Genomic DNA, 19,674 nt, shown 5'->3' on the forward strand with positions numbered 1-19,674 from the left:
GGCGTACAAGGCACGGAGTTGACGGCACATGGCGAACGAGGACAAGCTCCGCGACTACCTGAAGCTGGCCACGGCGGACCTGCGCCAGGCCAAGCAGCGGTTGCGGGACTTCGAGGCGCGGGACACCGAGCCGATCGCGATCGTCGGCATGGGCTGCCGCTTCCCGGGCGGGATCGAGACGCCGGAAGCGTTGTGGCGCTTGGTGTCCGAGGGCGGCGACGTCATCGGCGACCTGCCCGCCAACCGGGACTGGGCCGCGCTCTACGACCCGGACCCGTCGCGGCCCGGCACGTTCTCCATGCGCGGCGGCGCGTTCCTGCACGACGCCGACCGGTTCGACGCCGGCTTCTTCGGCATCTCCCCGCGCGAGGCCCTCGCGATGGACCCGCAGCAGCGGCTCCTGCTGGAGACGTCGTGGGAGGCCCTCGAACGCGGCGGCATCGACCCGCGGACGCTGCGGTCGAGCCGCACCGGCGTGTTCGTCGGGGCGATGCAGCAGAACTACGCGCCGAGCTCGCACAAGGTGCCCGAGTCGGTCGAGGGGCACCTGCTCACCGGCACGATCACCAGCGTCGCCTCCGGCCGGATCGCCTACGTGCTGGGACTGGAGGGGCCCGCGGTCACCGTCGACACCGCGTGCTCGTCGTCGCTGGTGGCGCTGCACTGGGCGGTGCAGGCGCTGCGCCGCGACGAGTGCTCGCTGGCGCTGGCCGGCGGGGTGACGGTGATGGCGACACCGGGCATCCTGATCGAGCTCAGCCGGCAGCGGGCGCTTTCGCCGGACGGCCGGTGCAAGCCGTTTTCCGCGGACGCCGACGGCTTCGGCGCCGCCGAGGGCGCCGGGATGCTGGTGCTGGAACGGCTGTCCGACGCCCAGCGCCACGGGCACCCCGTGCTCGCGGTCGTCCGCGGTTCGGCGGTCAACTCCGACGGTGCGTCGAACGGGCTCAGCGCGCCGAACGGGCCGTCGCAGGAGCGGGTCATCCTCGACGCGCTCGCCAACGCCCGGGTGGCGGCGAGCCAGGTCGACCTGATGGAGGCGCACGGCACCGGCACCCCGCTCGGCGACCCGATCGAAGCGCAGGCGCTGCTGGAGACCTACGGCCGCGGCCGGTCGCCGGAACGGCCGCTGTGGCTGGGATCGGTGAAGTCCAACATCGGGCACACCCAAGCCGCGGCGGGCGTCGCCGGGGTGCTGAAGGCCGTGCTGGCCCTGCAGCACGCGACGCTCCCCGCGTCGAAGCACGCCGCCCGCCCGACGTCCGAAGTGGACTGGTCGGCGGGCACCCTGCGGCTGCTGGACGGCGACGTCGAGTGGCCCGAGCGGGACCACCCGCGGCGCGCGGCCGTGTCGTCCTTCGGCATCTCGGGGACAAACGCGCACGCCATCCTCGAAGCCGCGCCCGAGCGCCCCAATGTGGCGTTGGTTGCGTCCAACGCACCGAACGCCGCATTGGGTGCGTTGGACGCACCGAACGCCACATTGGGGCGCTTGGGGCCGGTCGTTCCGTGGGTGGTGTCGGGGCGCACCGCGGAAGCCCTGCGCGCGCAGGCGACGGCGCTCGTGTCCGCGGTGGACGGGCTGGGGCTGCCCGATGTCGGCTACTCGCTGGCCGTGACGCGGGCCCGGTTCGAGCACCGGGCCGTCGTGGTCGGCCGGGACCGCGCGGAACTGCTGCGCGGGCTGACCGCCGTCGCCGAGGGTGCGCCGGACGATTCGGTGGTGTCCGGGGTCGCCGGGAAGCCGGGCAAGGTCGCGCTGGTGTTCCCGGGCCAGGGTTCGCAGTGGGCCGGGATGGCTCTCGAGCTGGCGGAGTCGTCGCCGGTGTTCGCGGCCCGTCTGGACGAGTGTGCGTCGGCTTTGGCGTCCTTCGTAAACTGGTCGCTGCGCGACGTACTGGCCGACGCCGACGCGTTGGCGAGGGTCGACGTGGTCCAGCCCGCGCTGTTCGCCGTGATGGTGTCGCTGGCCGGGCTGTGGCGCTCGTACGGTGTCGTGCCCGACGCGGTGGTGGGGCATTCGCAGGGGGAGATCGCGGCCGCGGTGGTCGCCGGGGCGCTGCCGCTCGAAGACGGCGCCCGGGTGGTCGCGCTGCGGAGCAAGGCGCTCCTGGCCCTGGCCGGGCGCGGCGGCATGGTTTCGGTGGCCGCACCCCTCGAGACCGTCGAGGCGCGGCTGACCGAAGGGCTGTCGATCGCGGCGGTGAACGGCCCGGCCGCGGTGGTGGTCTCGGGTGACCCGGGTGCGCTCGACGCGTTGCTCGCGTCGTGCGAGGCCGACGGCCTGCGCGCCAAGCGGATCCCCGTGGACTACGCCTCGCATTCGGCGCAGGTCGAACAGATCCGCGACGAGCTCCTGACCGTGCTCGCCCCGATCGCCCCGCAAACCGCCGGGACCGGCTTCTTCTCCACCGTGACCGGCGACTGGGCCGACGGCGCCGAACTGGACGCCGGGTACTGGTACACGAACCTCCGCGGCACCGTGCTGCTCGACGACGCCGTGCGGGCGCTGACCGAACGCGGTTTCGGCACCTTCATCGAGGCTTCGCCGCACCCGGTGCTGACGATGGCCATCGGCGAGACGGCGACCGCGCTGGGCACCTTGCGCCGCGGCGACGGCGGCCTCGCCCGGTTCCAGCGGGCCCTCGCCGAGGCCCACTGCGCCGGTGTCGAGGTCGACTGGACCCCGGCGTTCCCCGGCGCGGGCCGCGTCGACCTGCCCACCTACGCCTTCCAGCGCGAAAGCTTCTGGCTGCGCACCGAAGACGGGTACCGCGGCGAGGCCGCGCCCGCCGACGCGCGGTTCTGGGACGTCGTGGACCGAGACGACCCGGCGGATCTGGCCGGCACGCTCGGCGTTGCGGTCGACACCCCGCTGGCGGAGGTCCTCCCGGCGCTGGCCCGGTGGCGGCGCCGCCGGACCGTCGAATCCACTGTGGACTCCTGGCGGTACGGGATCACCTGGCAGCCCGCCGACCTGCCCGCCGCCATGCCGTCCGGGCGCTGGCTGGTCGTGCGCGGCGAGGACGGCACCAGCCAGGACGTCGTGGACACCCTCGCCCGCACCGCCGACGTGGTCACCCTCACCCTGACCGGCACCGATCGCGCCGCGCTGGCCGAGCGCCTCACCGGGCCGTTCGACGGCGTGGTGTCGCTGCTCGCCGCCGACGAACGCCCGCACCCGGAGTTCCCGGACAGCCCGGCCGGGCTGCTCCTGACCCTGGTCCTCGCCCAGGCGCTGGGCGACGCCGGGATCACCGCCCCGCTGTGGGTGCTCACCCGCGGCGCGGTCCGCACCGGACCCGCCGACGAACTTCCGGGCCTCGAACAGTCGCTGCTCTGGGGCCTCGGTCGTGTCCTCGCGCTGGAACACGCGGACCGGTGGGGCGGTCTCGTCGACCTCACCCCGGCTCCCGGCCCCGCGGAGCTGGACCGGCTGGGCCGGATCCTGGCCGCCCGCGGGGACGAGGACCAGCTCGCCGTGCGGCCGGGTGGCCTCCGCGCCCGGCGGCTGCGCACCGCCGGCCGGAGCGAGCGGCCGCGGGACTGGCGGCCCGGGGGCACGGTGCTCGTCACCGGCGGGACCGGGGCGCTCGGCACGCACGTCGCCCGCTGGCTCGCCGCGGAAGGGGCCACGCACCTGGTCCTGACCGGCCGTCGCGGACCGGACGCGCCCGGCGCCCGCGAACTGGCCGCCGAACTGGAGGCGCTGGGCACCCGCGTCACCCTCGCGCGCTGCGACGTCGCCGATCGCGACGCCCTCGCCGCGCTGCTGGCGGACCTCGGCGAGCCGGTCCGCTCGGTGTTCCACGCCGCCGGCACGGTCGAACTGCTGCCGGTGGCCGAGACGACCCTGCCGGGGTTCGCCGAGGTCGTCCGGGCGAAGGTCGCCGGGGCCCGCCACCTCGACGAGCTGCTCGGCGACGACCTCGACGCGTTCGTGCTGTTCTCTTCGATCGCCGGGGTCTGGGGCAGCGGCGACCACGCGGCCTACTCCGCCGCCAACACCTTCCTCGACACGCTGGCCGAGCAGCGCCGGGCCCGCGGCGCGGCCGCGACCTCGATCGCCTGGGGCGTCTGGGCACCGACGGAGATCGAGGGCCGGGGCGGGATGTCCGAGGGCGTCGACTCCGGGCAGCTGGCCCGGCGCGGGCTGCCGCTGATGGACCCGGCCACGGCGATCGCCGCGCTGCACGAAACCCTCGGCCACGACGAGACGTTCGTGGTGCTCGCCGACGTCGACTGGGCCCGGTTCGTCCCGGTGTTCACCGCCGGCCGTGCCCGGCCGCTGTTCGACGACCTGCCCCAGGTCCGGCAGCTGCGCGAAGCCACGACGGCACCGGCCGTCGATACGGCTCCGCTGGCCGCGCAGCTCGCCGGGCTGTCCGGCGGCGAAGCCGATCGGCTGCTCCTCGACCTGGTCCGCGCCCAGGCCGCCGCGGTGCTCGGGCACGCGGGCGGCGACGCCGTCGAGCCGGACCGGCCGTTCACCGACCTCGGCTTCGACTCGCTGACCGCCCTCGACGTGCGCACCCGGATCGCCGCCGCGACCGGCCTGCGGCTGCCCGCGACGCTGGTCTTCGACCACCCGACCCCGCGACGGCTGGCCGTGCACCTGCGGGACGCCGTGCTCGGCACGCGCACCGGGCCGGTCACGGTGACCCGGACGGCGAACGCCGACGACCCGATCGCGATCATCGGCATGGGCTGCCGGTACCCCGGCGGCGTGCGGTCGGCGGACGACCTGTGGACCCTCGTCGCCGAAGGCCGCGACGCCATCTCGGGGTTCCCCACCGACCGCGGCTGGGACCTGGCGAAGCTGTTCGGCGGTGACGCCGACGAGCAGGGGACGTCGACGGTCCGCGAAGGCGGCTTCCTGCACGACGTCGCCGACTTCGACGCCGGCTTCTTCGGGATTTCGCCGCGCGAGGCCCTGGCCATGGACCCGCAGCAGCGGCTGCTGCTGGAGATCGCGTGGGAGACCATCGAGCACGCCGGGATCGACCCGGCCACCCTGCGCGGCGAACCGGCGGGCGTCTTCGTCGGCGCCAACTACCAGGACTACTACACGCGGATGCGGGAGATCCCGGACGGCCTCGAAGGGCACCTGCTCACCGGCAGCGTGTCGAGCGTGCTGTCCGGCCGCGTCGCCTACACCCTCGGGCTGGAGGGGCCCGCGCTCACCGTCGACGCCGCTTGCTCGTCGTCGCTGGTGGCGCTGCACCTGGCCGCGCAGGCCCTGCGCCGCGGCGAGTGCTCGCTGGCCCTCGCTGGCGGGGTCGCGGTGATGGTGACGCCGTCGTCGTTCACGGCCTTCAGCCGTCAGCGCGGGCTGGCCGCCGACGGGCGCTGCAAGGCGTTCGGGGACGGAGCCGACGGCATGGGCATGGCCGAGGGCGCCGGCCTGGTGCTGGTCGAGCGGCTGTCCGACGCGCGGCGCCTCGGCCACCCGGTGCTCGCCGTGCTGCGCGGCAGCGCACTCAACCAGGACGGCGCCTCGAACGGGCTCAGCGCACCCAGCGGCCCGGCGCAGCAGCGCGTCATCCGCGCCGCCCTCGCCGACGCCGGACTGTCCACAACGGACGTCGACCTGGTCGAGGCGCACGGCACCGGCACCGCACTGGGCGACCCGATCGAGGCGCAGGCGCTGCTCGCGACCTACGGCCAGGACCGCGACGAGCCGCTGTGGCTCGGCTCGCTCAAGTCGAACATCGGCCACACCCAGGCCGCCGCGGGGGTCGCCGGCGTGATCAAGACCGTGCAGGCGCTGCGGCACGGCGTGCTGCCGCGGACCCTGCACGCGGGCCCGCCGTCGTCCCACGTGGACTGGGAGAGCGGCGCCGTGCGGCTGCTCGACGAGCCCCGCCCGTGGGAGCCGCCGCGGCCGCGGCGGGCCGCGATCTCGTCGTTCGGCATCTCCGGCACGAACGCCCACGTCATCCTGGAGCAAGGTGACGCCGGCCTCGCGCCCACGCCCGAGCCCGCCGTGGTGCCGTGGGTGTTGTCCGCCAAGTCGCCCGAGGCGCTGCGGGCCCAAGCCGCCGCGCTGCAAGAGCGTGCCGCCGAAGACGGCCTCGCCGACATCGCGTTCTCGCTGACGGCTTCCCGCACCGCCTTCCCCCACCGCGCGGTCGTCACCGGCTCGGGCCGGGACGCGCTGCTGGCCGGGCTGTCCGCCCTGGCCGAGGAGATGCCGGCGCCGAACGTGGTCACCGGAACGGTGGTCCCGGGCCGGACCGCCCTCGTGTTCCCGGGCCAGGGTTCGCAGTGGGCGGGCATGGCCTTGGAGCTGGCGGAGTCGTCGCCGGTGTTCGCGGCCCGCCTCGACGAGTGCGCGGCCGCCCTGAGGTCCTTTGTGGACTGGTCGCTGCGGGACGTCCTGGCCGACGCCGGTGCGTTGGACCGCGTCGATGTCGTCCAGCCCGCGTTGTGGGCCGTGATGGTGTCGCTGGCCGAATTGTGGCGCTCCTTCGGTGTGGTGCCGGAAGCGGTGGTGGGTCACTCGCAGGGCGAGATCGCCGCTGCCGTGGTCTCCGGGGCACTGTCGCTCGAGGACGGTGCCCGCGTGGTGGCGTTGCGCAGCAGGGCCATCCTGGCGTTGGCCGGGGGCGGCGGCATGGTCTCCGTCGCGGCACCCCGGGAAGCTGTCGAGGCGCGGCTGACCGGCGGGCTGTCGATCGCCGCCGTGAACGGCCCGGCCGCCGTCGTCGTCTCCGGCGAACCCGGCGCGCTGGACGCGCTGATCGCCGCGTGCGAGGCGGACGGCGTGCGCGCCAGGCGGATTCCCGTCGACTACGCGTCCCACTCGCCGCAGGTCGAGCAGCTCCACGCCGAACTCCTCGACGTGCTGGCCCCGATCCGGCCGCGGACCGGCGACATCCCGTTCTTCTCGACCGTCACCGGCACCTGGCTCGACGGCGCCGAGCTGGACGCCGCGTACTGGTACACGAACCTGCGCGAGACCGTCCGGCTCGACGTCGCGGTGGCCACGCTCGCCGCGGAAGGCTTCGGCACGTTCGTCGAATCCTCACCGCACCCCGTGCTGACCACGGCGATCGGCGAGACCGACGGCGTCGAAGCGCTCGGTTCGCTGCGCCGCGACGACGGTGGGTACGAGCGGTTCCTCCGGTCACTCGGCGAGGCGCACGTCCGCGGGGTCGCGGTCGACTGGACGCCCGCGTTCCCCGGTGCCCACCGCGTCGAGCTGCCCACCTACGCGTTCCAGCGCCGTCGCTACTGGCTCGACGCGGGCACCGCGGCCGCCGACCCGGTGGATGCCGCGTTCTGGGCCGCCGTGGACGGTCTCGACCTCGACACGGTCGCGGGCACCCTCGACGTCGAACCCGGCAGCACCCTGGCCGAGGTCCTGCCCGCGCTGACCCGCTGGCGCGACCGGGCCCGTATCGGGTCCGAAGTGGACTCGTGGCGGTACCGCATCGAGTGGAAGCCCGTCGCCACGCCGTCCGCGCCGGAGCTGTCCGGCCGCTGGCTGGTCGTCGTCCCGGACGGGCACGACGACGCCGGTGTCCCGGACGCTCTCGCCGCGCACGGTGCCGAGCCCGTCGTGACGTCCGGATTCACCGGCGCCGAGGGATACGCCGGGGTCGTCTCGCTGCTCGCGCTCGACGAAACCGCCGGAGCCACCGCGAACCTCGCGCTGGCCCAGGCCATGGCCGGGAGCGGAACGCCGTTGTGGCTGCTGACCCGCGGCGGAGTCACCGGCGACGGGATCTCTCCCGACCAGGCGATGACGTGGGGCCTGGGCCGGGTGATCGGCCTCGAGCTCCCGGCGATCTGGGGCGGGCTGCTCGACCTGCCCGCCGCAGCGGACGCGGCGACAGCGGCGTTGCTCGCCGCCGCACTGTCCGGAGTGGACGCCGAAGACCAGCTCGCGATCCGGCCGTCCGGGCTGCTGGCCCGGCGCTTGGTCCGCGCGCCCTTCACGCCGGTGGCGCAGCGGTGGAAGCCGCGGGGCACCGTCCTGGTCACCGGGGGCACCGGCGCGCTGGGCGGCCACGTCGCCCGCCGGCTCGCCGCGGACGGTGCCGGGCACCTGGTGCTGACCAGCCGCCGTGGCCCGGCCGCGCCGGGCGCGGCCGAACTCGAGACCGAACTCTCCGCACTCGGGGCGCGGGTGACGATCGCCGCGTGCGACGTCGCCGACCGCGACGCCCTCGCCGCCCTGCTGGCCAGCCTGGACGAGCCGGTGCGCGCGGTGGTGCACGCGGCCGGGCTGCCGCAGGCGACCCCGGTGCTGGACACCACCGCGGCCGAATTCGCCGCCGTGGTCGAGGGGAAGGTCGCCGGCGCTCGCAACCTCGACGAACTGCTCGGTGACGACCTCGACGCCTTTGTGCTCTTCTCCTCGAACGCCGGTGTCTGGGGCAGCGGCGGCCAGGGAGCGTACGGCGCGGGCAACGCCTACCTCGACGCCCTCGCCGAGCAGCGCCGCGCCCGCGGAGCTGCCGCCACCTCGGTCGCCTGGGGCTTCTGGGGCGGTGGCGGCATGGCGGGCGACGTCGAGCTGGAAGACCAGCTCCGCCGCCGCGGCCTCCGCGAGATGGCCCCGGAAGCCGCGGTCGAGGCGCTTTGCCAGGCCCTCGACGCGCGAGAGGTCTTCCTGGCCGTTGCCGACGTCGACTGGGCCCGGTTCGCGCCCGGGTTCACGCTGTCCCGGCGGCGTCCGCTGATCGAAGACCTCCCCGAGGTCCGGGCCCTCCTTTCCGGAGAGCCGGAGGTGGCGCGGCCCGCGCTGGCCCGCCGGATCGCCGGGATGGGCGAGACCGAAGCCCGGCGGCTGCTGCTGGACCTCGTGCGCGGCCAGGCCGCCTCGGTCCTGGGGCACGACTCGGCGACGGCGGTCCCGGCCGGGCGGGCGTTCCGCGAGCTGGGCTTCGACTCGCTGACCGCGGTCGAAGTCCGCAACCGGATCAACGCGGCGACCGGGCTGACCCTGCCCGCCACGCTCGTGTTCGACCACCCGAACCCGGCCGCGCTGGCCGAAGAACTGCACCGGCTGCTGCTGGGCCGCACCGGAACCGCGGTGGTCACCTCGGCCGCGGCCGTCGACGAACCGATCGCCGTCGTGGCGATGGGCTGCCGCTTCCCCGGTGGCGTGCGCTCGCCGGAAGACCTCTGGCGGCTCGTCGACGGCGGCGTCGACGCGCTGACGGCGTTCCCCGCCGACCGCGGCTGGGACCTGACGTCGTTCGGCGACGCGGAATTCGCCGAGGTCGGCGGGTTCGTGGCGGACGCGGCGGAGTTCGACGCGGGCTTCTTCGGCATCTCGCCGCGCGAGGCACTGGCGATGGATCCGCAGCAGCGGGTGCTGCTGGAGACGTCGTGGGAGGTGCTCGAACGGGCCGGGTTCGACCCCGCCGGCCTGCGCGGCAGCCGGACCGGCGTCTTCGTCGGGGCCAGCACCTCCGGCTACGGCGCGCACCTCGAACAGGGACCGTCCGGCTCGGAGGGGTACCTGCTCACCGGCGAGGCCCCCAGCGTGATGTCCGGGCGGCTGTCCTACACCTTCGGGCTGGAGGGCCCGGCGGTCACGGTCGACACCGCGTGCTCGTCGGCGCTGGTCGCGCTGCACCTGGCCGCGCAGTCGCTGCGGCAGGGTGAATGCTCCCTCGCACTGGCCGGCGGGGTGGCGATCATGGCCAAGCCGATGGCGTTCCTGGAGTTCGCCCGCCAGCGCGGGCTCGCTTCGGACGGCCGCTGCAAGGCGTTCGCCGACGCCGCGGACGGCACCGGCTGGGGCGAGGGTGTCGGCCTGGTGCTGCTGGAACGCCTGTCGGACGCGCAGCGGAACGGCCACCCGGTGCTCGCCGTGGTGCGGGGTTCGGCGGTGAACTCCGACGGCGCGTCGAACGGCCTGAGCGCGCCGAACGGTCCGTCGCAGCAGCGGGTGATCCGGGCCGCGCTGGTGAACGCGGGTCTGTCTGCTTCGGACGTCGACGCCGTCGAAGCGCACGGCACCGGGACCCGCCTCGGCGACCCGATCGAGGCGCAGGCGCTGCTGGCCACTTACGGCCAGGACCGCGACGAGCCGCTGTGGCTGGGTTCGGTCAAGTCCAACCTGGGGCACACGCAGGCCGCGGCCGGCATGGCCGGGGTGATCAAGACGGTCGAGGCGCTGCGGCACGGCGTCCTGCCGCGCACGCTGCACGTCGACGCACCGTCGTCCCAAGTGGACTGGTCGGCCGGAGCGGTCGAGCTGCTCACCGAAGCCCGTGCCTGGCCGGAGCGCGACCGGCCCCGCCGGGCCGCGGTGTCGGCGTTCGGCGTCAGCGGCACCAACGTGCACACGATCCTGGAACAGGCCCCGGCCGGTTTGCCGCAACCTGAGCCCGAACCGACGGACGCGCTGCTGCCCTGGGTGCTTTCCGCGCACGACGAAGCTGCTCTCACGGCGTTGACGGCCCAGGTTCGCGAGCTGGACGCGAACCCGGTGGACGTCGGCTTTTCGCTGGCCACCACCCGGGCCCGGCTCGACCGCCGTGCCGTGTTGCTCGGCTCCGACGTCATCACCGGCACCGCCGACCCCGACGCGTTGCTGGCCGTGCTGTTCACCGGCCAGGGTGCGCAGCGGGTCGGCATGGGCCGCGGTCTCCACGACCGGTTCCCGGTCTATGCCGAAGCGTTCGACGCCGTGCTCGCGCACTTCGGCCCGGAGCTGCGCGAGGCCTTCGACGACGCCGAGCTGCTGAACCGCACGGAGTTCACCCAGCCCGCGTTGTTCGCGGTCGAGGTCGCGTTGTTCCGGCTGGCCGAGTCGTTCGGCGTCCGTCCGGATTTTGTCGCCGGGCACTCGATCGGCGAGATTTCGGCCGCCCACGTCGCCGGAGTGCTGTCCCTCGAAGACGCGTGCCGCCTGGTCGCGGCCCGTGCTGCGCTGATGCAGGCCCTGCCCGCCGGTGGCGCGATGGTGTCGATCGCCGCCGCCGAGGCGGCCGTCCTGTCCGCTGTGGACGGTTGTGACGGCGTGTCCGTCGCGGCGGTGAACGGCCCGTCGTCGGTGGTGATCTCCGGGGTCGAAGCGGTGGTGCTGGACATCGCCGCCGGATTTGCCGCGGACGGCGTCAAGACCAAACGGCTCAGCGTGAGCCACGCGTTCCACTCGCCGCTGATGGACCCGATGCTGGCGGAGTTCCGCGCGGTCGCCGAAACCCTGACGCACCACCCCGCCGAGATCCCGGTGATCTCGAATGTGAGCGGTGCTCTCGCAGAGTCGTTCACGGCGGACTACTGGGTCCGGCACGTCCGGGAAGCCGTCCGGTTCGCCGACGGTGTCTCGACCTTGCAGGCCGCGGGAGTCGGGATCTTCTTCGAACTGGGCCCCGACGGAGTCCTCAGCGCGCTGGTCGACGGCACCGCCGTCCCCGCCCTGCGCCGGGGCCGCGACGAGGAGAGGGCACTGCTCACCGCGTTGAGCACTGTTCACGTCCACGGCGTCGACGTCGACTGGGCGGCGTTCTTCCCCGGCGGCCGCCGGATCGCCCTGCCGAGCTACCCGTTCCAGCGCGAACGCTACTGGCCGCGCCCGGTCGCGGCCCGCAGCGACCTCGGCGCGGTCGGCGTGGGCGCGCTCGAGCACCCGCTGCTCGGCGCGGCGGTCGAGCTGGCCGGCGACGAGGGGATCGTCCTCAGTGGACGCCTGTCGCTGGAGACGCACCCGTGGCTGGCCGGGCACGCGCTGTCCGGCACGGTCCTGCTGCCCGGCACCGCGCTGCTCGAACTGGTCGTGCAGGCCGGTGACCAGGCGGGCTGCGCCGTCGTCGACGAGCTGACGTTCGCCGCGCCGCTGGTGCTGCCCGCCCGCGGCGCGGTCACCGTCCAGGTCTCGGCCGGCCCGGCCGGCCCGGACGGCCGCCGCCCGATCACGGTGTCCTCCCGGCCCGCCGGCTCCGGCGCGGACTGGACGCGACACGCCACCGGCAGCGTCAGCGGTCCCGAGCTTTCACGTGAAAGCTCCGCCGAGCTTTCACGTGAAAGCTCCGGCGAGTGGCCGCCGGCGGGAGCCGAGGTGGTCGACGTCGAAGCGCTCTACCCGCGGCTCGCCGCGATGGGCTTCGTCTACGGCGAAGCGTTCGGCGGCCTCACCCGCGTCTGGCGGCACGGCGCCGAACTGTTCGCCGAAGTGGCGCTGCCGGAGCCGTTCGACGCTGAGGGGTTCGCGCTGCACCCGGCCCTGCTCGACGCCGCCCTGCACCCGCTGGGCCTCGGCATCGTCACCCCCGACGACGGTGCGGCCCGCGTCCCCTTCTCCTTCACCCGGGTCGCGGTGCACGCCACCGGCGCCACCGAGCTGCGGGTCCGGCTGTCGCCGGCGGGGGAGAACGCCGTCGCCGTCACCGCGTGGGACACCACCGGCGCACCCGTGGTGACCGTGGGCTCGTTGCTGCTGCGCGCGGTCGCCGCCGCACCGGGCACCCTCCCGGATACGCTGTTCGAGCAGGTCTGGACCGAGGTCACCGCCGATCCCGCGGCACCGCGCGAGGAACTCGTCTTCGCTTCGGTGGCCGGGGACGAGGTGCACGAGACCACCGGCCGGGTCCTGGAACGGCTGCAGTCCTGGCTCGCCGAGGAGCGCACGGGCCGGCTGGTCGTCGTCACCCGCGGTGCGGCCGACGGTGACCTCGCGGCCGCGGCCGCCGGTGGCTTGGTGCGCTCCGCGCAGGCGGAGCACCCCGGCCGGTTCCTCCTGGTCGACGTCGACGACGACCCGCGGTCCCTGGACCTGCTGTCCACTGTGGACACCTATGGCGAACCGCAGCTGGCCTTGCGGGAAGGCACCGCGTCGGCGCCACGGCTGGTCCGCGCGAGCGGAATGCCGCTGACCCCGCCGGCCGGAGGCGCGTGGCGGCTGGTCACCACCGGCACCGGCACCACCGACGGCCTGGCCCTGGCCGAAGCGGCCGAGGCGCCACTGGGCGACAACGACGTCCGCATCGAGGTGCGCGCGGCCGGGCTCAACTTCCGTGACGTGCTCATCTCCCTCGGCATGTACCCCGATCCCGCAGCGCGGCTCGGCTCCGAAGCGGCGGGCGTGGTCGTCGAAGCCGGCTCCGCGGTCCGGCACCTCGCCGCCGGGGACCGCGTGTTCGGCCTGGTCGACGACGCCTTCGCGCCGCGGGCCGTCGCCGATGCCCGCCGGCTGGCGCCGATGCCCGCCGGGTGGACGTTCGCCGAGGCGGCGACCGTCCCGGTCGCCTTCGTGACCGCTTACTACGGGCTGTTCGACCTCGGCGGGCTGCGCGCCGGGCAATCCGTGCTCGTCCACGCGGCCGCCGGTGGCGTCGGGATGGCCGCGGTGCAGCTGGCCCGCTGGACGGGCGCCGAGGTGTTCGCGACGGCGAGCGAAGGCAAGCACGCCGTGCTGCGCGAACTCGGCCTCGACGACGCGCACCTGGCGAGTTCGCGCACCCTGGGCTTCCGGGAGAAGTTCCGGCCGGTCGACGTCGTCCTGAACTCCCTGACCGGCCCGTTCACCGACGCCTCGCTGGAGCTGCTCGCCCCCGGCGGCCGGTTCGTCGAGCTGGGCAAGACCGACGTCCGCGAGGGCCCGGGCCACCACACCTTCGACCTCGGCGACCCCGGCCCGGACCGGATCGCGGCCATCCTCGCCGACCTCCTCGCCGCCTTCGGCCGCGGCGAGCTGACGCCGTTGCCGCTGCGCGCCTGGGAGCTCGGCCGGGCGGCCGAGGCCTTCCGGTTCGTCAGCCAGGCCAAGCACGTCGGCAAGAACGTGCTCACGCTGCCGCGCCCGGAGCCGGTGGGCACCGTGCTCGTCACCGGCGGCACCGGCACGCTCGGCGCGGCCGTGGCGCGGCACCTGGCCCGCCGCCCGGGCGTCCGGCGGCTGGTGCTGGTGAGCAGGCGGGGACCGGACGCACCCGGCGCGGCCGGGTTGTGCGAAGAACTGACCGCGCTCGGCGTCGAGGCGATCGTGGTCGCCGGCGACGTGGCCGAGCCCGGCTTCGCGGCGGACGTGCTGCGGGAGATCCCCGCCGGGCACCCGCTGATCGGGGTGGTGCACGCCGCCGGGATCCTCGACGACGGCGTGCTCGAAGCGCAGACACCGGCCCGGGTGGCCTCGGTGCTTCGCGCCAAAGTGGACGGCGCGTCGGCGCTCGGCAGGCTGGCCCGGGACCACGATCTGGCCTGGTTCGTCCTGTTCTCCTCGGTCGCCGGGATCGTCGGCGCGGCCGGGCAAAGCGGGTACGCCGCGGCGAACAGCGCACTGGACGCGCTCGCCACGCAACGGCGCTCCCAAGGCCTGCCCGCCGTGTCCCTGGCCTGGGGCCAGTGGGCGCTCGGCAGCGCGATGACCGGCAAGCTCGGTGACCGCGACCGCGGCCGCATCGAACGGTCCGGGATCCGGCCATTGTCCACTGAGGACGCATTGGCCGCGCTGGATGCCGCCACCGGGCTCGGCAGGCCGGTCGCCGTGCCGCTGCGCCTGGACCTCGCCGCCCTGCGCGCGGCCGACGACCTGGCTCCCCTGTGGCGCAAGCTCGTGCGCACACCGGTGCGCCGGGCCACGGCGGCCGTCGCCGACGACAGCTGGACCGGTCTGGCCCCCGAAGAGGCCCGGGGCCGGTTGCTGGAGCTGGTCCGCAAGCACGTCGCGGCGGTGCTGGGGCACGCGAGCGCCGGCGCCGTCGACCCGGGGCGGGCGTTCAAGGACGCCGGCTTCGACTCGCTGACGGCGGTGGAGCTGCGCAACCGGCTCGCCACCGCGACGGGCCGCGCGCTGCCCGCGACCCTCGTCTTCGACTACCCGAACCCCGAGGTGCTGGCCGGGTTCCTGCACGGCGAACTCGCCGGAGCGCACCCCGCGGTGGTCCCGGCGGCGCGGGCCGCCGCCGGCGACCCGATCGCCATCGTCGCGATGAGCTGCCGCTTCCCGGGCGACGTCGATTCGGCCGACGCGCTGTGGCGCCTGGTCGCCGAGGGCCGCGACGCGATCGGCGGGTTCCCGGCCGACCGCGGCTGGCCCGTCGAGGAGCTCTACCACCCGGACCCGGCGCACCCGGGCACGTTCTACGCCACCGGCGGCGGGTTCCTGCCCGGCGCCGCCCGCTTCGACGCCGCGTTCTTCGGGATCTCCCCGCGCGAGGCCCTGGCCATGGACCCGCAGCAGCGGCTGCTGCTGGAGGTCTCGTGGGAGGCCTTCGAACGGGCGGGGATCGACCCGGGCACGCTGCGCGGCAGCAACACGGGCGTGTTCGTCGGTGCCGCCCACTCCGGGTACGCGGCGGGCCGGGCGCCGGCCGCGGACGGTGTCGAGGGGCACCTGCTCACCGGCAACGCGGGCAGCGTGCTGTCCGGGCGGGTCGCCTACCACCTGGGGCTGGAGGGCTCCGCGGTCACGGTGGACACGGCCTGCTCGTCGTCGCTGGTCGCGCTGCACCTGGCCGGGCAGGCGCTGCGGGCGGGCGAATGCGACCTGGCGCTCGCCGGCGGGGTCGCGGTCCTCGGCACACCGGACATCTTCGTCGAGTTCAGCCGCCAGCGCGGCCTGTCCGCGGACGGCCGCTGCAAGGCGTTCGCGGACGCGGCCGACGGCACCGGCTGGAGCGAAGGCGCGGGCATGGTCGTCTTGGAGCGGCTGTCGGACGCGCGGCGCAACGGCCACGAGGTCCTGGCGCTCGTCCGCGGTTCGGCGGTCAACTCCGACGGTGCGTCGAACGGCCTGACCGCACCCAACGGCCCGTCGCAGCAGCGCGTGATCCGGGCGGCACTGGCGAACGCGGGATTGTCCACTTCGGACGTCGACGTGGTGGAAGCCCACGGCACCGGCACAACTTTGGGTGACCCGATCGAGGCGCAGGCGGTGCTGGCCACCTACGGCCAGGACCGTGCGACGCCGGTCTGGCTGGGCTCGCTGAAGTCGAACCTCGGCCACACCCAGTCGGCCGCGGGCGTGGCCGGGGTGATCAAGATGGTCCAGGCCATGCGCCACGGCGTGCTGCCGAAGACCCTGCACGTGGACGCGCCGTCGACCCGGGTGGACTGGACCTCGGGGGCGGTCGAGCTGCTCACGGACCAGCGGCCGTGGCCGGTGACCGGGCGGCCGCGCCGGGCCGGGATCTCGGCGTTCGGGATTTCGGGGACCAACGCGCACGCGATCTTGGAACTGCCGGTGGAGCCGGTTGCGGCGCAGGTGCCGGTGCCGGAGCTGCCGGTGGTGGCGTGGGCGTTGTCGGGGAAGGGAGAGCCGGCGTTGCGGGCCCAGGCGCACAAGCTGGCGGCGGCGGCGGGGATTTTGTCGGCCGCGGGCGAGCCGGCGTTGCGAGCCCAGGCGCGTGAGCTGCCCGATGCTTCCCCCGCGGCAGTCGCCGGGGCGTTGCTCACCCGTCCGCGGTTCGACGACCGCGCCGTCGTGCTCGGCACCAACCGCGAAGAACTCCTGTCCGGGCTCCGTGCGCTGGCCGCCGGCGATCCCGCACCCGGGGTCGTCCGCGGCACGGCGGCGTCCGGCAAGCTCGCGGTGCTGTTCACCGGCCAGGGCGCGCAACGGACCGGCATGGGCCGCGAACTCTACGACCGCTTCCCGGTCTACGCGGCGGCGTTCGACGAGATCTGCGCCGAGTTCACCGTGCCCGTGCGCGATGTCGTGTTCGGCGACGCGCCGGGCCTCGACGAAACCGGGTTCACCCAGCCCGCGCTGTTCGCCGTCGAGGTTGCGCTGTACCGGCTCTTCGAGTCGTGGGGTGTGCGGCCGTCGTTCGTCGCCGGGCACTCCATCGGCGAGCTCGCCGCGGCGCACGTCGCCGGGGTGTTCTCCCTCGAAGACGCCTGCCTGCTCGTTTCGGCCCGCGCCGCCCTCATGCAGGCGCTGCCGAAGGGCGGCGCGATGGTGTCGATCGCCGCGCCGGAGTCCGACGTCCGGCCGCTGCTGAACGACCGGGTGGCCATCGCCGCGGTCAACGGCCCGGCGTCGGTGGTCGTCTCCGGCGACGAGCCCGCGGTCCTCGCCGTCGCCGCGGAGTTCGCCGGCCGGGGTGTGCGGACCAAGCGGCTCAGTGTCAGCCACGCCTTCCACTCGCCGCACCTCGACCCGATGCTTGACGAGTTCCGCGCGGCCGCTGACAAGGTCACCTACCACCCGGCGGAAATCCCGGTGCTCTCGAATGTGAGCGGTGCTCTCGCCGAGCCGTTCACGGCGGACTACTGGGTGCGGCACGTGCGGGAGGCCGTCCGGTTCGCCGACGGCGTCGCCACGCTCGAAGCCGAAGGCGCGCGGTTCTTCCTGGAACTGGGGCCGGACGGCGTCCTCAGCTCGATGGCCCGCGACAGCGTCTCGGGGGACGTCGTCGTGGTGCCGTCGCTGCGGCGCGACCGGCCGGACGGCGAGGCGGCGCTGACCGCGCTGGCGACGTTGTTCGCGAACGGCGCGGCCGCCGACCTGGGCGCGGTCTTCGGCCCCGCCGGGCGCGTGGAGCTGCCGACCTACGCGTTCCAGCACGAGCACTACTGGCTCGAACCGGCCGCTCCCGCGCCCGCGGCGGACACGGCGTTCTGGTCGGCGGTCGAACGCGAGGACGTCGGCGAGCTGGCCGGGGCGCTGGCGATCGGCGAAGACCAGCGCCCGTCCCTGACCGCGTTGCTCCCGGCGCTGTCGTCCTGGCGACGGCGCCGGGACGAAGAGTCCGCTGTGGACGGTTGGCGGTACCGGATCGCCTGGGAGCCGGCGCGCGAGACCGGTTCGGTCCCGCCGGGCCGGTGGCTGCTGGCCGTCCCGGCCGGCGAAGCCCGCCTGGGTGACCAGGTCGCGGCGGCTCTCACCGTGCGCGGTGTTGCGTTCACCCGGCTCGACGACCCGAGCGAGGAGGCTCTCGCGTCGGCTGCGCCGGGTGTGGACGCGGTCCTGTCCCTGCTCGCGCTCACGGAGGGAGCGGGAACCGTCCCGGCCGGGGTGGCGGCGACGCTCGCCTTGCTCCGGGCGGTGCCGGACAGTCCGGTGTGGACGGTCACGAGAGGTGCCGTGGCCATCGGCCACCCCGACCCGGCCCCCGACGCGACCCAGGCCCAGGTCTGGGGCCTCGGCCGCAGCGCGGCCCTCGACCGGCCCCAAGCCTGGGGCGGCCTGGTCGACCTGCCGGCCGGCGAGGCCCCCGCCCGAACCGAAGTCCCGCCTGTTCCGGCGGGCCTCGGGGGCCGGGGCGGCGAAGCCCCGCAGGCTCCAGCGCATTCCGGGGCCCAGGCCGGCGAAGTCACCGCCCGAACCGAAGTCCCGCCCGTTCCCGCCCTCGACGCCCGCATCGCCGACCTCCTGCTCCAAGCCCTCGCGGACCCGGCCGAGGACCAGGTCGCCCTGCGAACGGACGGCCGGTTCGTCCGGCGGCTCGTCCCGGTCACCGGCGTCCCCGCCGGGCGGCCGTGGCAGCCGCGCGGCACGGTGCTCGTCACCGGCGGCACGGGCGCCCTCGGCGCGCACGTCGCCCGCTGGCTCGCCGCCGCGGGTGCCGAACGGATCGTCCTCACCAGCCGCCGCGGCACACGAGCGCCGGGCGCGGAAGACCTGCTCGCCGAGCTGGCCGGCGCGGGTGCCGACGTCACGATCGCGGCCTGCGACGTCGCCGACCGGGCCGCGCTGGCCGTCGTGCTCGACGAGATCGGCGACGACCTGACCGCCGTCGTCCACGCGGCCGGGACCGGCGGCGCGACGCCTCTGGACGACCCGGACCTCGGGGCCTTCGAGACCATCCTGTCCGCCAAGGTGACCGGCGCCGAAAACCTCGACGCGCTCCTCGGCGACACCGAACTCGACGCCTTCGTCCTGTTCTCTTCCATCGCCGGGATCTGGGGCAGCGGCGGCCAGTCCGCCTACGCCGCGGCCAACGCCCACCTCGACGCGCTCGCCCGCCGCCGCCGGGCCGCGGGCCGGGCCGCGACCGCGCTGGCCTGGGGTCCGTGGGCCGACGGCGGCATGGCGGCCGACCACAACGCCGAGGACTACCTGCGGCGCCGCGGCCTCACGCCGCTGCGGCCCGCGCTCGCCGTCCGCGCGCTCGCCGGCGCGGCCGGGCGGGACGAGACCACGCTGACCCTGGCCGACGTCGACTGGACGCGGTTCGTGCCCGCCTTCACCTCCGCCCGCCCGAGCGCGCTGCTCCTCGGCGTGCCGGAAGCGCGGCAGGTCCTCGAAGCGGAGGTCCCCGGCACCGACCTCCGAGACGAACTGGCCGGGCTGTCCGAGGCCGAAGCCGAACGGACGCTGCTGGGCCTGGTCCGCTCCGAAGCGGCGGTCGCACTCGGGCACCGTGGCGCCGACGCCGTCGCCGCGGCCCGGCCGTTCACCGAGCTGGGCTTCGACTCCCTGACCTCCGTCGAGTTCCGCAACCGCCTGGCGGCGGCCGCCGGGGTGGCCCTGCCCGCGACGGTCGTCTTCGACCACCCGACCCCGGCGGCGCTCGCCGCGCACCTCCTCGGTGTCCTGCGGCCCGGCGCCGCGGCCGATCCCGAAGAGGCCCGGATCCGGGCGGCGCTGACCACCGTGCCGCTGGCCCGCTTCCGCGACGCCGGCCTTATGACGGCGCTGCTGGAGCTGGCCGGGCTCGACGCGGCCGAAAGCAGCGACCCGGACGCCGTCGACGACCTGGACGCCGAAGCGCTGGTGCGGCTGGCGCTGGACGGTACCGATTCCCGATGACCCACTCCTGGAGC

The 19,674-nt window shown here is 75.1% G+C and carries 1 protein-coding gene; it reads left to right on the forward strand.

Annotated features, from left to right (window positions below; genetic code table 11):
- Positions 1 to 28 precede the first annotated feature (28 nt).
- Positions 29 to 19,660: a type I polyketide synthase gene (locus Q5425_RS24060; protein ID WP_308674552.1), complete on the forward strand. Its 19,632-nt coding sequence runs from the start codon at positions 29 to 31 to the stop codon at positions 19,658 to 19,660.
- Positions 19,661 to 19,674 lie beyond the last annotated feature (14 nt).

Origin of the sequence: Amycolatopsis sp. A133, from assembly GCF_031082405.1 — a bacterium.
GTDB lineage: Bacteria > Actinomycetota > Actinomycetes > Mycobacteriales > Pseudonocardiaceae > Amycolatopsis.

Excerpts from the sequence above, each read along its gene's own strand:
- Q5425_RS24060 (WP_308674552.1), top strand. The coding sequence starts at position 29 with ATGGCGAACGAGGACAAGCTCCGCGACTACCTGAAGCTGGCCACGGCG.